The organism is Enterococcus sp. C53, assembly GCF_040887425.1.
Classification (GTDB): domain Bacteria; phylum Bacillota; class Bacilli; order Lactobacillales; family Enterococcaceae; genus Enterococcus_B; species Enterococcus_B hirae.
This window is the reverse complement of the sequence record NZ_JBFOFT010000004.1, coordinates 91,962-106,271: the sequence shown is the minus strand read 5'-3', so window position 1 is coordinate 106,271 and position 14,310 is coordinate 91,962. Positions and strand designations below refer to the sequence as shown.

The following is a 14,310-nucleotide window of genomic DNA, read 5'->3' as shown; positions in this document are numbered from 1 at the left end:
TGCTTCACTCCCCTTTGTGCCACGCCAATTTTCCATCAACGAATGTTCCTAATGTTTCGCCCTTGACGTTCCATCCAACAAAAGGTGTGTTTTCGCCTTTCGATAAGAAATCTTTCTTATCGATTGTACTTGAGTGTTCAATATCGAAAATAGCTACGTCAGCTGGTGCCCCAACTGTCAATGTCCCAGCCTCTAACTGGAAGATTTCCGCTGGTTTGGTAGCCATCCAGTTGATCACTTGTTCGAGTGTGAAACGATTGGTTTCAACAAAGTGCGTATAAATCAGTTGGAAAGCTGTCTCACTTCCTACGATCCCAAATGGTGATTCTAAGAAACTTTTGCTTTTTTCTTCTAATCCGTGTGGCGCGTGGTCAGTCGCAATACAATCAATCGTTCCATCAAGAAGTCCTTCAATTAACGCTTCTCGATCTTCCTTTCCTCTTAATGGTGGGTTCATTTTCCAAAAGCCGAAGTCTTCGGGGATATCTTCATCAATCAAGATCAAATGATGGGGAGAAACCTCTGCTGTAACTTGGATACCCGCTTTTTTGGCATCACGAATGACCCGCACGCTTTCCTTGGTAGAAACGTGACAGACGTGATAGTGCACACCTGTTGCTTCAGCTAAAAGGAGATCCCGTGCGATTTGTGAGGATTCAGTTACACTTAAAATACCTGGCAAACCTAGTTCTTTTGCTTTATCACCAGCATGCATCACTCCACCGAATAGTAATGATTCATCTTCCGTATGTGCTACCAGTGCTTTGTTATTCTTTGCTGCTTCTTTCATGGCTTGATACATCGTTCCTGCGGTCTGAACACCCACGCCATCATTCGTAAATGCAAATGCACCTGCTTTAATCATCGCTTCTTGATCCACTAAGACTTCACTTCGAAGATTTTCAGTGATCGGTGCATATTGCAAGACTTTGACCACTGCATCTCGTTTGATCAAGTCATAGACCTGTTCTAATTTTTCCGGGGTATCAGGTACAGGGTTCAGATTAGGCATGGCACAAACAGTTGTAAAGCCGCCTCTTGCTGCTGCTTTAGTACCAGCTGCAATCGTCTCCTTGTATGTAAATCCTGGCTCTCGTAAATGGACATGGACGTCCACTAAACCAGGTGTGATCAGTTGTCCTTTGGCATCAAACACTTCATCAAATTCAGCCTCGGAAAATCCTTCGCCGATTGCTTTGATTTTTCCGTTTTCGATCCAAATTTCTGCAGGTGTTGTTTCATTCTTTCGTGTATTGATTTGACCGTTTTTAATGAGTGTTCTCATCTTTTCTTCCTCCTAGCTTTACGCTTTTCCGTTTAGTACTGCTTCTAAGATCGCCATTCTAACAAAGACGCCATTGCTCATTTGCTGTACGATTCGTGATTGTAGTCCTTCCACAAGGGAATCAGCTAATTCGACATCACGATTGACTGGCGCTGGGTGCATGATGATCGCATGCTTTTGTAATTTCTTCGCACGTTCGACTGTTAATCCATACTCTTGGTGATAGGCTTCTTTCGAAAAACTTTCTTTCCCATCATGCCGTTCATGTTGTACTCGAAGCATCATCATGACATCCACTTGTTCTAATAATTCATCTAATGGCAGGTAGTGCCCATAGACTTCAAATTCTTCATCGTACCATTCACGTGGACCTGAAAAGAAAACTTGTGCTCCTAATCGTTTCAGCATTTGCATGTTTGATTTTGCTACTCGTGAGTGTGTGATATCCCCGACGATCGCTACTTTCAATCCCTCAAAGTAACCAAATTCTTCGTAGATCGTCATCAAATCAAGTAAGCATTGTGTTGGATGTTGGCCACTTCCGTCACCACCATTGATAATCGAGCATTGGATCGTTTTACTTTGGATCAATTCATCATAGTAATTTTCATCTCCATGGCGGATTACTGCAACATCCACACCGAGCGCAGACATCGTCAAGACCGTATCATAAAGGGTTTCCCCTTTTTGTACAGAACTCGTACTCGCTTCAAATTCAATCACTTCTAAGCCTAGTTTCTTTTCGGCTACATCGAAGCTCTTATGCGTACGAGTACTATTTTCAAAAAACAGATTCGTCGCAAAGTATTGCGGTTTTTGTGGTGTCCAGTTTGCTCCTTGTTTAAACTCTTGACCTCGTCGGATCAAGCCCATGACTTCTTGATCCGTTAAAGCTTCCACTGTCAATAAATGTTTTAAACTAATGCGTTCTGATTTGATGATCATGATAGTTCCTCCTTATATTTCTTCGCTACGTGAAGTTTCGGGTAAGATAAGATTCAGAATGATACCAAGTACAGTTGCTAAAGCCATTGCTGATAACGTGAAGGTGCCTACTTCAAAAACCAAGCCGCCGATTCCGACCACTAAGATCACTGAAGCAATCAACAGATTTTTCTTTTTATCAAAATCGATTTTATTTTCGATCAAAATCTTCATTCCACTCGCTGCGATCACTCCGAACAAGATAAAGCTGATTCCGGAAATTACGGGTCCGGGGATACTTAAGATCAAAGCGCTTAATTTGCCCACAAATCCTAAAATCACAGCGAAGACTGCTGCACCACCGATGACGAATACGCTGTGTACACGAGTGATTGCTAACACACCGATATTTTCCCCATAACTTGTAACTGGAGGACCACCGACGAAAGCTGCAACGATCTGCGCTAAGCCATCTCCCATCAATGTTTTGTGTAAACCTGGCTCTTCAAAGAAATTACGTTTGGTTAATTTATTCAAGACCATCAAATGTCCAATGTGTTCCGTCATCGTAACGAAAGCGATAGGTGCCATCGTCGTTATTGCTCCTAAGTAAAGCTTCGGTTCATATTGAACAAATGGAATCTCGAAGTTTGGTAAAGCGAACCAAGCAGCATCAGCGATCGGCTTTGTATCGACGATTCCGAAGAGTAAAGCAACGAGGTAGCCGCAAATGATCCCTAACAAAATTGGAATAAGTCCTAAAAATCCTTTTAGCCACATGTTGAAGAAAATCGTCAATGCTAAAGTGATCAATGCCACGGCAATATATTTAAAATCATAGTTGCCTTGGTTATACATTGCGTTCGTTGCAGCATTCGCTGCTAACCCTAAGCCGATTACCATGATCACGGGACCAACGACAATCGGTGGTAAAATTTTGTCCAACCATGCTGAACCGATCTTTTTGATGATCCATGCGACGATCAAGTAAACCAGACCAGTCGTTACGGCTCCTTGGGCGATCGCTGGGTAACCGTCAGTCTTCATCAGCATTTGCATAGCTGCGATAAAGGCAAAGCTACTACCCAAGTAGGCTGGAATCTTTCCTTTAGTAGTAAAAAGATAAACTAATGTTCCTAATCCTGAGCTGACTAAGGCAATCCCTGGATCGATCCCCACTAAAATCGGCACAAGTACAGTAGCACCAAACATCGTAAAGAGATGTTGTAAACTTAAGCCGATCCAATGTCCTGTTTTTGGGCGATCGTGGATATCTAAAACCGCATCGTGATTATGGAATTTTTTCTGTTCTGACATATCAATTGCTCCTCTATTCTTCCTCTTTCAAAATCATGATTCGATCTTTGCCGTCAAGTTCTTGCATTTCGACTAAGATTTCTTCTGTTTTAGCTGTGGGAATGTTTTTCCCAACATAGTCTGCTCGAATCGGTAACTCCCGATGTCCCCTGTCTACTAAGACAGCCAGAGAAATTTTTCTAGGACGACCATAGTCCATTACTGCGTCCATCGCTGCTCGAATCGTTCGTCCAGTGTAAAGGACGTCATCGATCAAAATCACTTCTTTTCCTTCTAGTGAAACGGGAATATCTGAAGAATGAAGTTCTGCTTCAGCTGGTGTTTCTTTTTTATCATCACGATACAATGTGATGTCCAGCTCTCCGACCGGAACTTCGATGCCTTCTAGTTGCTTCAAACGATCGGCAACTCTTGATGCGATGTAAATGCCTCTTGTTTTTATCCCAATTAAGACAACATCTTGAATCGTCTGATTTCTTTCAATGATTTCATAAGTGATACGTGTCAATGCCCGCTTCATGGTTACTTGATCCACAACTTCTTTTGCTTGCATGTTTGTTTCCTCCTTTTTTATACACAAAAAAACTCCTGCCCTAAGAGGACAGGAGGAATGTCTAGACTAAGTGTACATTTAGATACACTGATAGTTATACTACGTCATTGAGTAATCGATGTTATGGCGCACCATAGCTCTCTTACCCACACCCTTCTTAGCCTCACGGGACTAAACTTAAAGGAACTGATATGAAGTTTTTATGCTTTCGTTGTTAAATACTATACCGTTATCTAAATCAAAATGCAACACTTTTCCTTAGTTTTTCTAAAGTTTTTTCAAAGATTGTTGGAAGCGGTGCTTCAAAGACCATTTTCTGACCTGTGATTGGATGGGTAAAACCTAAGAGCTTCGCATGAAGAAATTGCCCATTTCCTTTCAATGTCTTACTTGGTCCATAAACTGGGTCTCCAGCTAAAGGATACCCTATATATTTCATATGCACACGGATCTGATGGGTCCTACCTGTTTCTAACGTCAACTCTACCAACGTAAAATCATTAAATCGTTCCAAGACATTAAAATGGGTCACGGCTAGTTTGCCATCTTCTCTGACTGCCTGCATTTTACGGTTCACTTTTGATCGACCGATCGGTGCGTTGATCGTTCCTTTTTCATGAGGAATCACTCCATGGACTAACGCTACGTATTTACGTAAAGAAGTTTTATCTTTTAATTGCTTGGCCAAAGATTCATGTGCTAAATCATTTTTCGCTACCATCAACAAACCTGAAGTATCTTTATCGATTCGATGGACGATCCCTGGACGGATCACACCATTGATCGACGAAAGATCTTTTACATGATACATTAAAGCATTGACCATTGTACCATTCGGATGACCTGCTGAAGGATGGACGACCATGCCTTGTGGTTTATTGACAACAGCAACCGCTTCGTCTTCATAAACGATTTCTAATGGAATGTCTTCTGCTTCAATTGAAAGGGTCTCTGGTTCTGGCACAGCGATCACGATTTCATCATTTTTCTTCACTTTATAATTTGCTTTCACCACTTGTCCGTTGACCGAAACGGCACCATCTTTGAGCCAAAGCTGGATTTGTGAACGACTATAATCGTTGAATAAACCTGTGAGTACTTTATCGATCCGTCCTGTTTCTGTTTGAATCGTTGCGTTTAATTCTGTCATTTTTTCCCTTGTTCCTTTTCATCTAAAATAATGTATATCAAAATAAGAATCACACCACAAACAAGTGTCATATCAGCTACATTGAAGATCGGAAAATTCATAAAATCAGTTTGGAACATATCGACGACATATCCCAATCTTACACGATCAATAAAATTCCCAATAGCTCCTGCTAAAATAAAACTTAACCCTGTCAGCAACCATCGATTGCCCTGTTTGCGATTCTTGACCATCAATGTCACGACAACAATGACAGCAATCACTGTGATTATGACGAAAAACCACATCTTCCCTTCAAGCATACTCCAAGCTGCCCCAGTATTGCGTATATGATTCAACGATAAGACGCCTGGAATCAATGTCTTCGTTTCGCCTAAAGATAAATCATTGACGATCCACCATTTGACCCACTGATCAAGAGCCACTAATAATCCACTGATCATAAAATAAATTGCTAACAAAAAATCATTCCTTTTCTATTTGTTGATAAATATCTCTAGGTCTAATGATCCCCAGTAAGTTGCCGTCAGGATGACCATCTTTGGTAATCAGGACTGCTTCTAGAGTTCCTTGTTCCCGAAACATTGTTTCCACTTCATAAACATAAGTATGTTCAGCTACAAAACGATAATTCGTATATTTGCCATCACTAAAAATCAAATCAGCCGCTTTTTTATCTGTTAAATCAATGGTCCCTTTTTGACTTTCCTTTGCTAGCCAAAAACCAATGACCCGCAATGTCACAAGCGCTACGAATTTCCCTTTATTATACAAAGGAAACTGTGAGTATCGTTTTTTGGCAACCGTTCCTAACAAATCAAGTAAAGGAAGATCTCGTTCAAAACCTGTGACATGTTTCGCAAAGCGAGGTAAAACCTTTGCTGGACGAATCAAGTCTTCTTCAATCTGCTGGATCTTATTGACTGCCCAATCATTGGGTTCAGCAATCACAAAATCCACAGCAATCCGATCGTGAACAATGGCATTTCGTAACTGCGCCAGCTGAAGCAAATCTTCTTCATATTGACGAATCACTGCTTTTTTGCGTTGGGCAAGTCGCCGAACTAACTCAGTAAATCCCATATTGCGGGCGTTACCCATTTCATCTCTCATCCATTTTTCGATCCGATTAAAACTACTTAAAAAAATATCAGAGTTTGCCATCTTTCTCCTCCTTGATTACATAGGCTTGGTTTTTGATGAAAAAAAAGAAGCCAATCATTACAAGTACCACGAACATACTATAAATTAGATTGTGTAACCACAATGCGCTTAATCCACTTCCTAAAAATAAAAAGGGATAAATCTGTAACAATAAGAGATTCATTGTAATGAAGTATCCTTTGGACGGATGCGTTATTGTATACACTGGACTTTTTAACCAATAAAACGAAACTTGCATTGTAAAAGGTGCTTCTAACTTAAGTAAAACCGATTGATTATGATTCAATTGTCCTTTTTTCTTTCCATTGATCCGCAGTTGGATCGGACTACCCATGCCATAAAAACCTGTTCGTCTTGTCACTCGTACGTCCATAACGCCCCTCCTCCTGATGCTTTCTTAGTATACCGTAAAACACCCGAACAAGAAAGTAGATGTCTCAAAGTGTTTGAGTTCCCTATATTTAACTAATTTATAGACATTTTTTGCTCAAATGCAGCGAGTACAGTAAAAGTAGCCAACCAGAAAAACTATTAGAAATCTGTTGTAACATCGTTTTCACTCCTTATATATCCATTAAAGATGTTCGATCGAAAATAAAAGGATGACACAACTATCCGTAATGAATAATTGTGTCATCCTTTTTTACTGTTTAGAAGTATTTTTTTCAACCTCACTTTTTGTAAATCTCCACTTGCTTTAACTACTTTATCGTTCATTGCTTTGCAACAACTAAGTAAAGAATAAAAAAAGAAATATACCCACACCATTATAAAAAACATGGGTCAATATGGCGTACCACACATTAGAAGTTTTTATATAAACGAATCCAAATAGAACGCCGCAGAAAAAAAGGTTGAAATTTCCTCCGTGTACGATTGAAAACAAAAATGAAGAGATTATGAGGAGAGAAGCCTTTGTTTTCCTGTCAGAATGTAAGCTGATTAGACTAAATCAAAAAATCATTTCTTCTAAAAATACACCGTACGTTGTAGCACTTATTATATATTTTTTCAATTCACTATTAGCTAAAGAATTTAGGGGTAAGCTATTTGTATCAGGCAAAGCAGTATTAATGACAATAATACTAACGATACAAAAGACTGCTATAAATATGAGTTTCAGCCATTGTATTTCTACTAATGATTGATAGAGAAGCTGGTGGAACAACACCAAAAACATAAAACTTAGGATCAACGGAAACCAAGAAATCCAATCAAATATGAAATCATATATGATTGGGATCCCTATATTTGGGATCATAAAATAAATAATAAAGTAACTCAAGCAAAGAATGAATTTCCAATGTTTCTTAGTATTCCTATGTATCATATTGCTACATAATCAATATATTGTGTATTTGCTGTAGCAGTTTGAGTACGAATATATTTATTGTCTACTTTACGATAAACTCGGTAAGTGACCGTTATTCTTGCATTTTGACGATACTTCTTGAATTTTCCGCTTACTGAGTATTCGTTCCCTATTTTAATATTCATTCCGAAGATCGTTGCACCAATTGATAATGTGGTTTTTCTATTGTGGGTTTCTGTACCCAAATATGTACGATTTCCTTTAGAAACACACCAACTTTGAGGTTGTGACCAAGTTTTTGTCTGAATCGATGGTTCGTCTAATACATAGTACTCATCATCACTACAAATTGCTATGCCAGAACTATTCGTTTCATCGGCTAATACTGGAACACACGAAGTTACAGCAGTTCCTAAAGTCAAAAGTGACGTAGACACCAAAATTGTTCTAAATAAATACTTTTTCAAAAATTTTCACTCCTATTTTAGTATTAAAAAAACGTTTTCTTCGCAATGATTATAAATCATTTTATTTTAGACATATGATTGCTATCATAAAAAGCTGTTTTGAACTCAAAATCATCCGTGAAACCGCCATTATTTACTTGTTGACTAACACAATATGTATAAAAACAAGTCAGCCATTGTATCAACATATACAAGAGCTGACTTTATCCTTTTTTTGATTGAAAGAGAGCCATTACCTAATTTTAGGTATTCTCACTAATCATTTTTGATAGATGGCTTTTTTATGAAGCACCCTATCCTCTTTTTTTAGAATAATCCCAGTACTTCCCCATCATTGGTAACATCCATATTCAATGCAGCTGGTTTTTTTGGAAGTCCCGGCATAGTCATGACATCTCCTGTTAGCGCAACGATAAACCCAGCCCCTAATTTGGGAACGAACTCTCTGATGGTAATCGTAAATCCTTCAGGAGCGCCTAGAAGTGTCGGGTCGTCAGAAAATGAATATTGGGTTTTTGCCATACAAATTGGCAGTTTATCCCAACCATTAAGGACAAACTCAGCGATTTGTTTTTTGGCTTTTTTACTAAAGTTGACCCCTTTTCCACCATAAATCTCTTGGACGATCGTTGTCACTTTTTCTTCGATAGTCGCTGTCGGTTGATACAAGGGTTGATAATTTGCTTGCTGACTATCAATCGCACGAACGACCGCTTTGGCAAGTTCAATTCCACCGTCTGCGCCATGCTCCCAAACACTTGCTCGTTGTACGATCACCCCTTGATTTTCGCAAAGACGTTCTAACAAAGTAAATTCAGCTTCCGTATCTGTCACAAACTCGTTGATCGCAACAATTACTGGGATATGGTATTTCTCCATATTGTGGATATGACGTTTTAAATTACTGAATCCTTTTTCCAATGCTGCTAAATTTTCCGTTTTCAACTCTTCTTTAGTTGCACCGCCATGCATTTTCAATGCACGAACTGTTGCTACGATCACGATCGCATCAGGCGCCTTTTTCAAATTCGGAACTTTGATATCTAGGAATTTTTCTCCACCTAGATCTGCACCAAATCCAGCTTCAGTCACCACATACTCCCCTAATTTAAGAGCTGTTTGGGTAGCTAAAACACTATTACACCCGTGAGCAATATTGGCAAAAGGACCGCCATGGACAAATGCTGGCGTGCCATAAATCGTTTGTACTAAGTTTGGTTTGATCGCTTCTTTTAATAGCAGTGCCAATGCGCCTTCTGCTTTGAGATCACCAGCTGTCACTGGCTTTTGATCAAAGGTATAACCGACAACAATTCGAGCTAAACGAGCTTTTAAATCATCGATGTCTGTTGCTAAGCATAAAATCGCCATGATTTCACTTGCTACGGTGATGTCAAAGCCATCTTCTCTCGGCACACCTTGAATCGGACCTCCCAAGCCAACAATCACTTTTCGCAGTTCGCGATCATTCAAATCGACGACACGTTTCCAGATCACACGACGTGAATCGATTCTCAGTTCATTCCCTTGGTGGATATGATTGTCTAAAAGTGCAGACAATGCATTATTAGCAGACGTAATCGCATGCATATCGCCAGTAAAGTGTAAATTGATATCTTCCATTGGTAATACTTGTGCATAGCCTCCGCCGGCAGCACCACCCTTGATTCCCATGACTGGACCAAGGGAAGGTTCTCTTAACGCAATCACTGCTTTTTTACCAATTTGATTCAATGCGTCCCCAAGACCTACCGTGATGGTCGATTTACCTTCTCCAGCTGGTGTAGGATTGATGGATGTAACTAAAATCAAGTGACCATCTGGTTTTTTCTTTAATTTCTTGATGGTGGAAAAATCGATTTTCGCTTTATATTTTCCGTAAAGCTCCAGGTCATCTTGTTGGATATCCAATTTTTCCGCAATTTTAATAATCGGTTTTAACTCTGTTTCTTGTGATATTTGTAGATCGCTCTTCATCAAATTACCCCTTTACACGAACTTTATACCCAAAACAAAAGACTTTGTTCAGTTATATCTATTATACCTTTTTTTATTTTAAAACAACATAGGCAAGATTGCTTTTTTAATTTAATTGACGTATATATAAATACTCTTTATAATGTTAGTTATGATCAGACTTTAGAAAGGTCGTGAGAGCTTTGACCACAGGAACTGTGAAATGGTTTGACAACAAAAAAGGATATGGATTTATTAGTTATGATGAAACAGAAGAAATATTCGTCCATTTTACTGCAATTGAAGAAGAGGGATTCAAAACCCTTGAAGAAAATCAATCTGTAGAATTTGAAATAATCGAAGGAAACCGTGGGGCACAAGCCGCTCATGTCAAAAAAATGATCTTATAAGAAAGTTTCAACAATAAGTAACTTCTCTTCAAAACAGAAGAGATTGCATCAAAAATATTCAATTTAAAGAAAGACCGATACTCCGCAAAATGTTCTTTGCAAAGTATCGGCTTTTTTATAATTTTATAATTGCTTGAACGATAGAAAATCAACTTATGCTGCGTCTCTTCCATACAGTACAACGTTCACTAATATTACAAAATCTCACTTTTCAATATAAAGATACATATTTCTGTTTGTTTTCTGATCCTATCGAAAGAAGGTTATCTCGAATTTATCAGATGATTTGAAAAAGACTGCTCGACTGTATTGAAAACTTGATTTCTAGCGTTTGCTTTAATATTTTTTACAAATTTCTTTTCTTTTTTCTTCGCTATTATTTCTTCTCGTTGTATCTATGCATCCTTCTCACTTATTTCCGAGTGAATGATGTCTTTCGCATCAGATTGTTTTCTTTTCAACATTAATTGCCATTTTAAAAGAATCTTTCTAAATCGAGACAACGGATTTAAAGAATCGACAATCCGAACAAGGGCTTGATTGTTATATAGCCTTGGTTGATAATCTTTTTTGATTGCTTTTATACCATTTTTTTACCGAGCTTTTCTAATAACTAGTTTCAACGATCACTTTCACTATTTATGATTCGTTCATTTATGTATCTTCTTGAACTGGTTCCTGAAGTTATTTCCTGCGAATCAAACCCAGCCATGATATTTTTTAAGTCCTGAAGGTTATACCCCTGTGTTTTGCTGTTTTCTTTTTAAAAATTGCCAACCATTTATCACTCCTAATTGCTCAAAACACTGAATCCAACGATTGACATCAAAACTATGTGAACCCATAGAAAGATTCATCTCGTTGAGGTGATAGATGTCTGTTGACTCCTGGAGTAGCCCTTCTGCTGATTCGCAAAATTTCTTGAAATTTGCGCATTTTTCCAACTCGCTTGATTTGTTGCACGGACAGATAGCGAACGTATTTCTTGTTTATTGTTCGAACTACCTTGTTTCACTCTTGATGTCTGTGCTTTTTTCATCTGTGTTCTTTTGACATTTTCCTTTCTTTTATTTAGCTTTTCCAAGTGCATTCTCCGTAGTTTTGTACCTCTCGTTTTCCATATTCCTTTTATCTTCCTACCGTTCCTCCGCCATAGTCTCACTATCTTCCTACCGTTTCTCCGCCATAGTCTCGATAGCTTCGCACCTCTTTTTCTTCGTATTTCTTTTATCTTCCAAATTCGGTTGAGATCTTCTAACATTTTTTTTATTTCCACGTCCGTTTTTCTCCTTATACTTTTTCTGTAAGTTTTATTATAAATAAGAAAAAATGTTATCTTACTTCTTTTTTCCTTTAAAAAATATTTAGTGCAAATTTTTTATAATATCCTTTATGTTATTAAGTTATATATCCCTTGGTTGAATGGTCAGGTGTCCATTACTTTATCGAAAGTTACTGGTCGAACATCATATCATCCATTATTCTAAGGTCAAGTTCATACAAACGTCAGCAAGACACAATCAAGCCGAAGAATCTCACCCTGATCATAAAATGATCTTCGGATTCTTCGGCTTGTTTTCTCAGAGGTTATATATAGTTATGTTTTTCTCGCAGCTATTTTATATCTGCTGAATCAATTGGTTTAAACAAGTAAAATCAATCAGCTAGTTGTATTTACTTGGTTGTTAGTGCTTTGTTGCTCTTTACCTTCAGAATAGTAGGACAAAAAAGCTGTCTGACTTTTTTTGCGCATCAGATAGAAGGTTGGCTCAGCCTTCCCTACATATTTAATATTTACGCCTCTTTTGACCGGTGTTACAGAGTCAATATCTTGTAGCGGGATATTTTGGTCCTTCCAAAAAGCAGCATATTTAATTTTGATTGCATGGTTTTTCAAAATAAATGACCGACGATACCCAAGAAAAAGAAAAATTAAAAATAGCCCCATCACTAAGTTACTTTTCCAATAGGGTCTAGTGTTTTCAAGTGATAAAATCAAACTAAAAAATAAAATGATCAAAGATAAAGACCAATAGATGATCGTCTGCGCCCATTCCGGCTGCCAGCGAATTATTTTTTTCATTCTTTAACCTCGCATCTATTTGTAATGGTATAATTATAGCATAACACTATTTTTATAAAAAGGAGAGCTTCCTTATTATGATCAAAGTATACATTGATGCTTCCACAAAAGGCAATCCAGGACCTAGTGGTGGAGGCATTTTAATTATCCATGAAAATAAACAAGAACAGCTTACCGTCCCACTTTCGGATGGCTCCAATCATCAAGCTGAATTCGAAGTCTTTTTAAAAACTTTAGAAATTTTAAAGGAAAAAGGCTGGGTCAATGAAACAATTCTCTGTTATTCCGATAGCAAAGTACTTGTTTCTACAATCGACAAAAACCACACAAACAACGAAAGTTTCTCTTCTCTTCTATATGAGATCCAACAATTACTCGCCCAGTTCCATTTACTCATCTTACAATGGATTCCCGAGAGTAAGAATAAAGGGGCGGATAATCTGGCACGCCAAGCGCTTCAAAAACAATTAAATCCATAAAAAAAAGACTTTTTAGCTACTTACTAAAAAGTCTTTTTAAAGTTTCTGATTTAATAGAGAAGATAATTGTGATCAAAAGTAATATCGAGTTCAAAAGAACCAACCTTTTTCTCAATAGCTTGACGAATCTTTTCTTCTAAAACATCATCTGGTAACTTGAAATTCTGAGGAACTACAATATCGAATTGCAACTCTTTCCCTTTACGTATGATCCGTAAATCGTGCAACCTCAACTCTTCCCCTAACTCTTTGATAATTTGTCTCAATTGTTTCAATATCTTACGGTATTGTTCATTATGGATTGCTACCGGATCTAGATGACAAACTAAATCTACATCCAAAGTCTTTTTAAAGTCTTTTTCGATAATATCAATGATTTTATGTGCTTCATTCAAGTTTAAACTGTCGTCAACTTCAATATGAACAGAAGCAAACTTTTTATTTGGTCCATAATTATGAACCAACAGATCATGAAAACCTAAAATCGATTTATAAGAACTTAATTGTTTTTCCATTGTTTTGATTTCTTCAGCTGTTGGACGGCTACCTAGTAATTCATAGACAAAATCACGTAACATCATGATCCCACTAAAAATAATGTACCCGGCTAAGACAAAACCAACATAGCCATCAATACGCCAGCCAGTGAATCTTTCGATACCTGCAGATACTAAAACAGCTAACGTCGTGAATACATCATTGTAACTATCTTTGGCTGTCGCTTTTAGTGCTTCTGACTGAATTGTTTTTGAAAATCTAGTGTACATACGTCCTTGTAAAAGTTTTAACAGAATCGAAAATATCAGGACAAGAAACACGATCGGTGTCAGGACTAAATGTTCCGGCCGAAAAATTTTCCGTATAGAAGCGTCCAAAAATTGAAACCCTACATACGTAATGATGATTGAAACAAATAAGCCACTGATATATTCAAATCGTTCATGTCCAAATGGATGTTCTTGGTCTGCGGGTTTTGCAGCAATCTTAAACCCAACAAGCGTCAAAATGGATGAAGCTGTATCGGATAAACTATTGATAGCATCCGCCATGATCGAAACACTGCCAGAAAAAAGTCCGATTGCAAATTTCGCAACAAACAATAATATATTTGTGATAAGACCTAAGATTCCAGCTATAATACCTTTTTTGGTACGTTCTTGCCCACTAATCGTTTTTTGTTCTTTTGACACTTTTTCGCTTCCTTTATTCT

General features: G+C 37.8%; 15 protein-coding genes. 2 read left to right on the top strand and 13 right to left on the bottom strand.

Going from position 1 to position 14,310, the window contains the following annotated elements; translation table 11 throughout:
* Positions 1-4: 4 nt before the first annotated feature.
* From AB3I42_RS07100 to AB3I42_RS07050, 11 genes are all read right to left on the bottom strand, one after another.
* On the bottom strand, positions 5-1,285 hold the full coding sequence (locus tag AB3I42_RS07100) for a dihydroorotase (RefSeq protein WP_010737536.1): 1,281 nt from the start codon (positions 1,283-1,285) through the stop codon (positions 5-7).
* Positions 1,286-1,303: 18 nt separating this feature from the next.
* A complete protein-coding gene (locus tag AB3I42_RS07095; protein ID WP_010719215.1) occupies positions 1,304-2,230 on the bottom strand; it encodes an aspartate carbamoyltransferase catalytic subunit in 927 nt (308 codons plus the stop codon).
* Between the two features lie 12 nt (positions 2,231-2,242).
* Complete coding sequence (locus AB3I42_RS07090; protein ID WP_181914516.1) at positions 2,243-3,526, bottom strand: solute carrier family 23 protein; 1,284 nt, start codon at positions 3,524-3,526, stop codon at positions 2,243-2,245.
* Between the two features lie 13 nt (positions 3,527-3,539).
* Positions 3,540-4,079, bottom strand: coding sequence for a bifunctional pyr operon transcriptional regulator/uracil phosphoribosyltransferase PyrR (pyrR, locus tag AB3I42_RS07085; RefSeq protein ID WP_010719217.1), 540 nt, complete (start codon positions 4,077-4,079; stop codon positions 3,540-3,542).
* Positions 4,080-4,317: 238 nt separating this feature from the next.
* A complete protein-coding gene (locus AB3I42_RS07080) occupies positions 4,318-5,229 on the bottom strand; it encodes an RluA family pseudouridine synthase (protein WP_034866618.1) in 912 nt (303 codons plus the stop codon).
* Positions 5,226-5,690 (bottom strand): signal peptidase II, encoded by a 465-nt coding sequence (lspA, locus tag AB3I42_RS07075; RefSeq protein ID WP_010737534.1) that lies wholly within the window; start codon positions 5,688-5,690, stop codon positions 5,226-5,228. The genes AB3I42_RS07080 and lspA overlap by 4 nt, the downstream gene beginning before the upstream one ends.
* Before the next feature lie 4 nt (positions 5,691-5,694).
* Positions 5,695-6,393 carry a CBS domain-containing protein gene (locus AB3I42_RS07070; protein ID WP_010719220.1) on the bottom strand — a complete coding sequence of 233 codons (699 nt, stop codon included), beginning with the start codon at positions 6,391-6,393 and terminating at the stop codon, positions 5,695-5,697.
* Positions 6,380-6,766 carry a hypothetical protein gene (locus tag AB3I42_RS07065; protein ID WP_081122784.1) on the bottom strand — a complete coding sequence of 129 codons (387 nt, stop codon included), beginning with the start codon at positions 6,764-6,766 and terminating at the stop codon, positions 6,380-6,382. Before AB3I42_RS07065 ends, AB3I42_RS07070 begins: the two co-directional genes overlap by 14 nt.
* A gap of 357 nt (positions 6,767-7,123) precedes the next feature.
* Positions 7,124-7,279: a CPBP family glutamic-type intramembrane protease gene (locus AB3I42_RS07060; RefSeq protein ID WP_232622369.1), complete on the bottom strand. Its 156-nt coding sequence runs from the start codon at positions 7,277-7,279 to the stop codon at positions 7,124-7,126.
* 440 nt (positions 7,280-7,719) lie between these two features.
* A complete protein-coding gene (locus tag AB3I42_RS07055; RefSeq protein WP_010737530.1) occupies positions 7,720-8,172 on the bottom strand; it encodes an LMxysn_1693 family intestinal colonization protein in 453 nt (150 codons plus the stop codon).
* Positions 8,173-8,478: 306 nt separating this feature from the next.
* The gene (locus AB3I42_RS07050; protein WP_010737529.1) at positions 8,479-10,149 is read right to left on the bottom strand and encodes a formate--tetrahydrofolate ligase; all 1,671 of its coding nucleotides are present in this window, start codon (positions 10,147-10,149) and stop codon (positions 8,479-8,481) included.
* 182 nt (positions 10,150-10,331) lie between these two features.
* Between AB3I42_RS07050 and AB3I42_RS07045 the strand changes: the two genes are divergently transcribed.
* Positions 10,332-10,538, top strand: coding sequence for a cold-shock protein (locus AB3I42_RS07045; RefSeq protein ID WP_010719225.1), 207 nt, complete (start codon positions 10,332-10,334; stop codon positions 10,536-10,538).
* A 1,660-nt stretch (positions 10,539-12,198) separates the two neighbouring features.
* On the opposite strand, the gene AB3I42_RS07040 is transcribed toward AB3I42_RS07045, so the two are convergent.
* On the bottom strand, positions 12,199-12,621 hold the full coding sequence (locus tag AB3I42_RS07040; protein ID WP_010737527.1) for an EbsA family protein: 423 nt from the start codon (positions 12,619-12,621) through the stop codon (positions 12,199-12,201).
* 77 nt (positions 12,622-12,698) lie between these two features.
* Between AB3I42_RS07040 and AB3I42_RS07035 the strand changes: the two genes are divergently transcribed.
* Complete coding sequence (locus tag AB3I42_RS07035; protein WP_010719229.1) at positions 12,699-13,100, top strand: ribonuclease HI family protein; 402 nt, start codon at positions 12,699-12,701, stop codon at positions 13,098-13,100.
* Between the two features lie 50 nt (positions 13,101-13,150).
* Here AB3I42_RS07035 and AB3I42_RS07030 read toward each other — a convergent pair whose 3' ends face one another.
* Positions 13,151-14,290: a cation diffusion facilitator family transporter gene (locus AB3I42_RS07030; protein WP_010737526.1), complete on the bottom strand. Its 1,140-nt coding sequence runs from the start codon at positions 14,288-14,290 to the stop codon at positions 13,151-13,153.
* Positions 14,291-14,310 lie beyond the last annotated feature (20 nt).

Bases quoted from the DNA above. Each gene is read 5' to 3' on its own strand.
- AB3I42_RS07100 (WP_010737536.1), bottom strand. From the start codon at position 1,285: ATGAGAACACTCATTAAAAACGGTCAAATCAATACACGAAAGAATGAA.
- AB3I42_RS07095 (WP_010719215.1), bottom strand. From the start codon at position 2,230: ATGATCATCAAATCAGAACGCATTAGTTTAAAACATTTATTGACAGTG.
- AB3I42_RS07090 (WP_181914516.1), bottom strand. From the start codon at position 3,526: ATGTCAGAACAGAAAAAATTCCATAATCACGATGCGGTTTTAGATATC.
- pyrR (WP_010719217.1), bottom strand. From the start codon at position 4,079: ATGCAAGCAAAAGAAGTTGTGGATCAAGTAACCATGAAGCGGGCATTG.
- AB3I42_RS07080 (WP_034866618.1), bottom strand. From the start codon at position 5,229: ATGACAGAATTAAACGCAACGATTCAAACAGAAACAGGACGGATCGAT.
- AB3I42_RS07070 (WP_010719220.1), bottom strand. From the start codon at position 6,393: ATGGCAAACTCTGATATTTTTTTAAGTAGTTTTAATCGGATCGAAAAA.
- AB3I42_RS07065 (WP_081122784.1), bottom strand. From the start codon at position 6,766: ATGGACGTACGAGTGACAAGACGAACAGGTTTTTATGGCATGGGTAGT.
- AB3I42_RS07050 (WP_010737529.1), bottom strand. From the start codon at position 10,149: ATGAAGAGCGATCTACAAATATCACAAGAAACAGAGTTAAAACCGATT.
- AB3I42_RS07040 (WP_010737527.1), bottom strand. From the start codon at position 12,621: ATGAAAAAAATAATTCGCTGGCAGCCGGAATGGGCGCAGACGATCATC.
- AB3I42_RS07035 (WP_010719229.1), top strand. From the start codon at position 12,699: ATGATCAAAGTATACATTGATGCTTCCACAAAAGGCAATCCAGGACCT.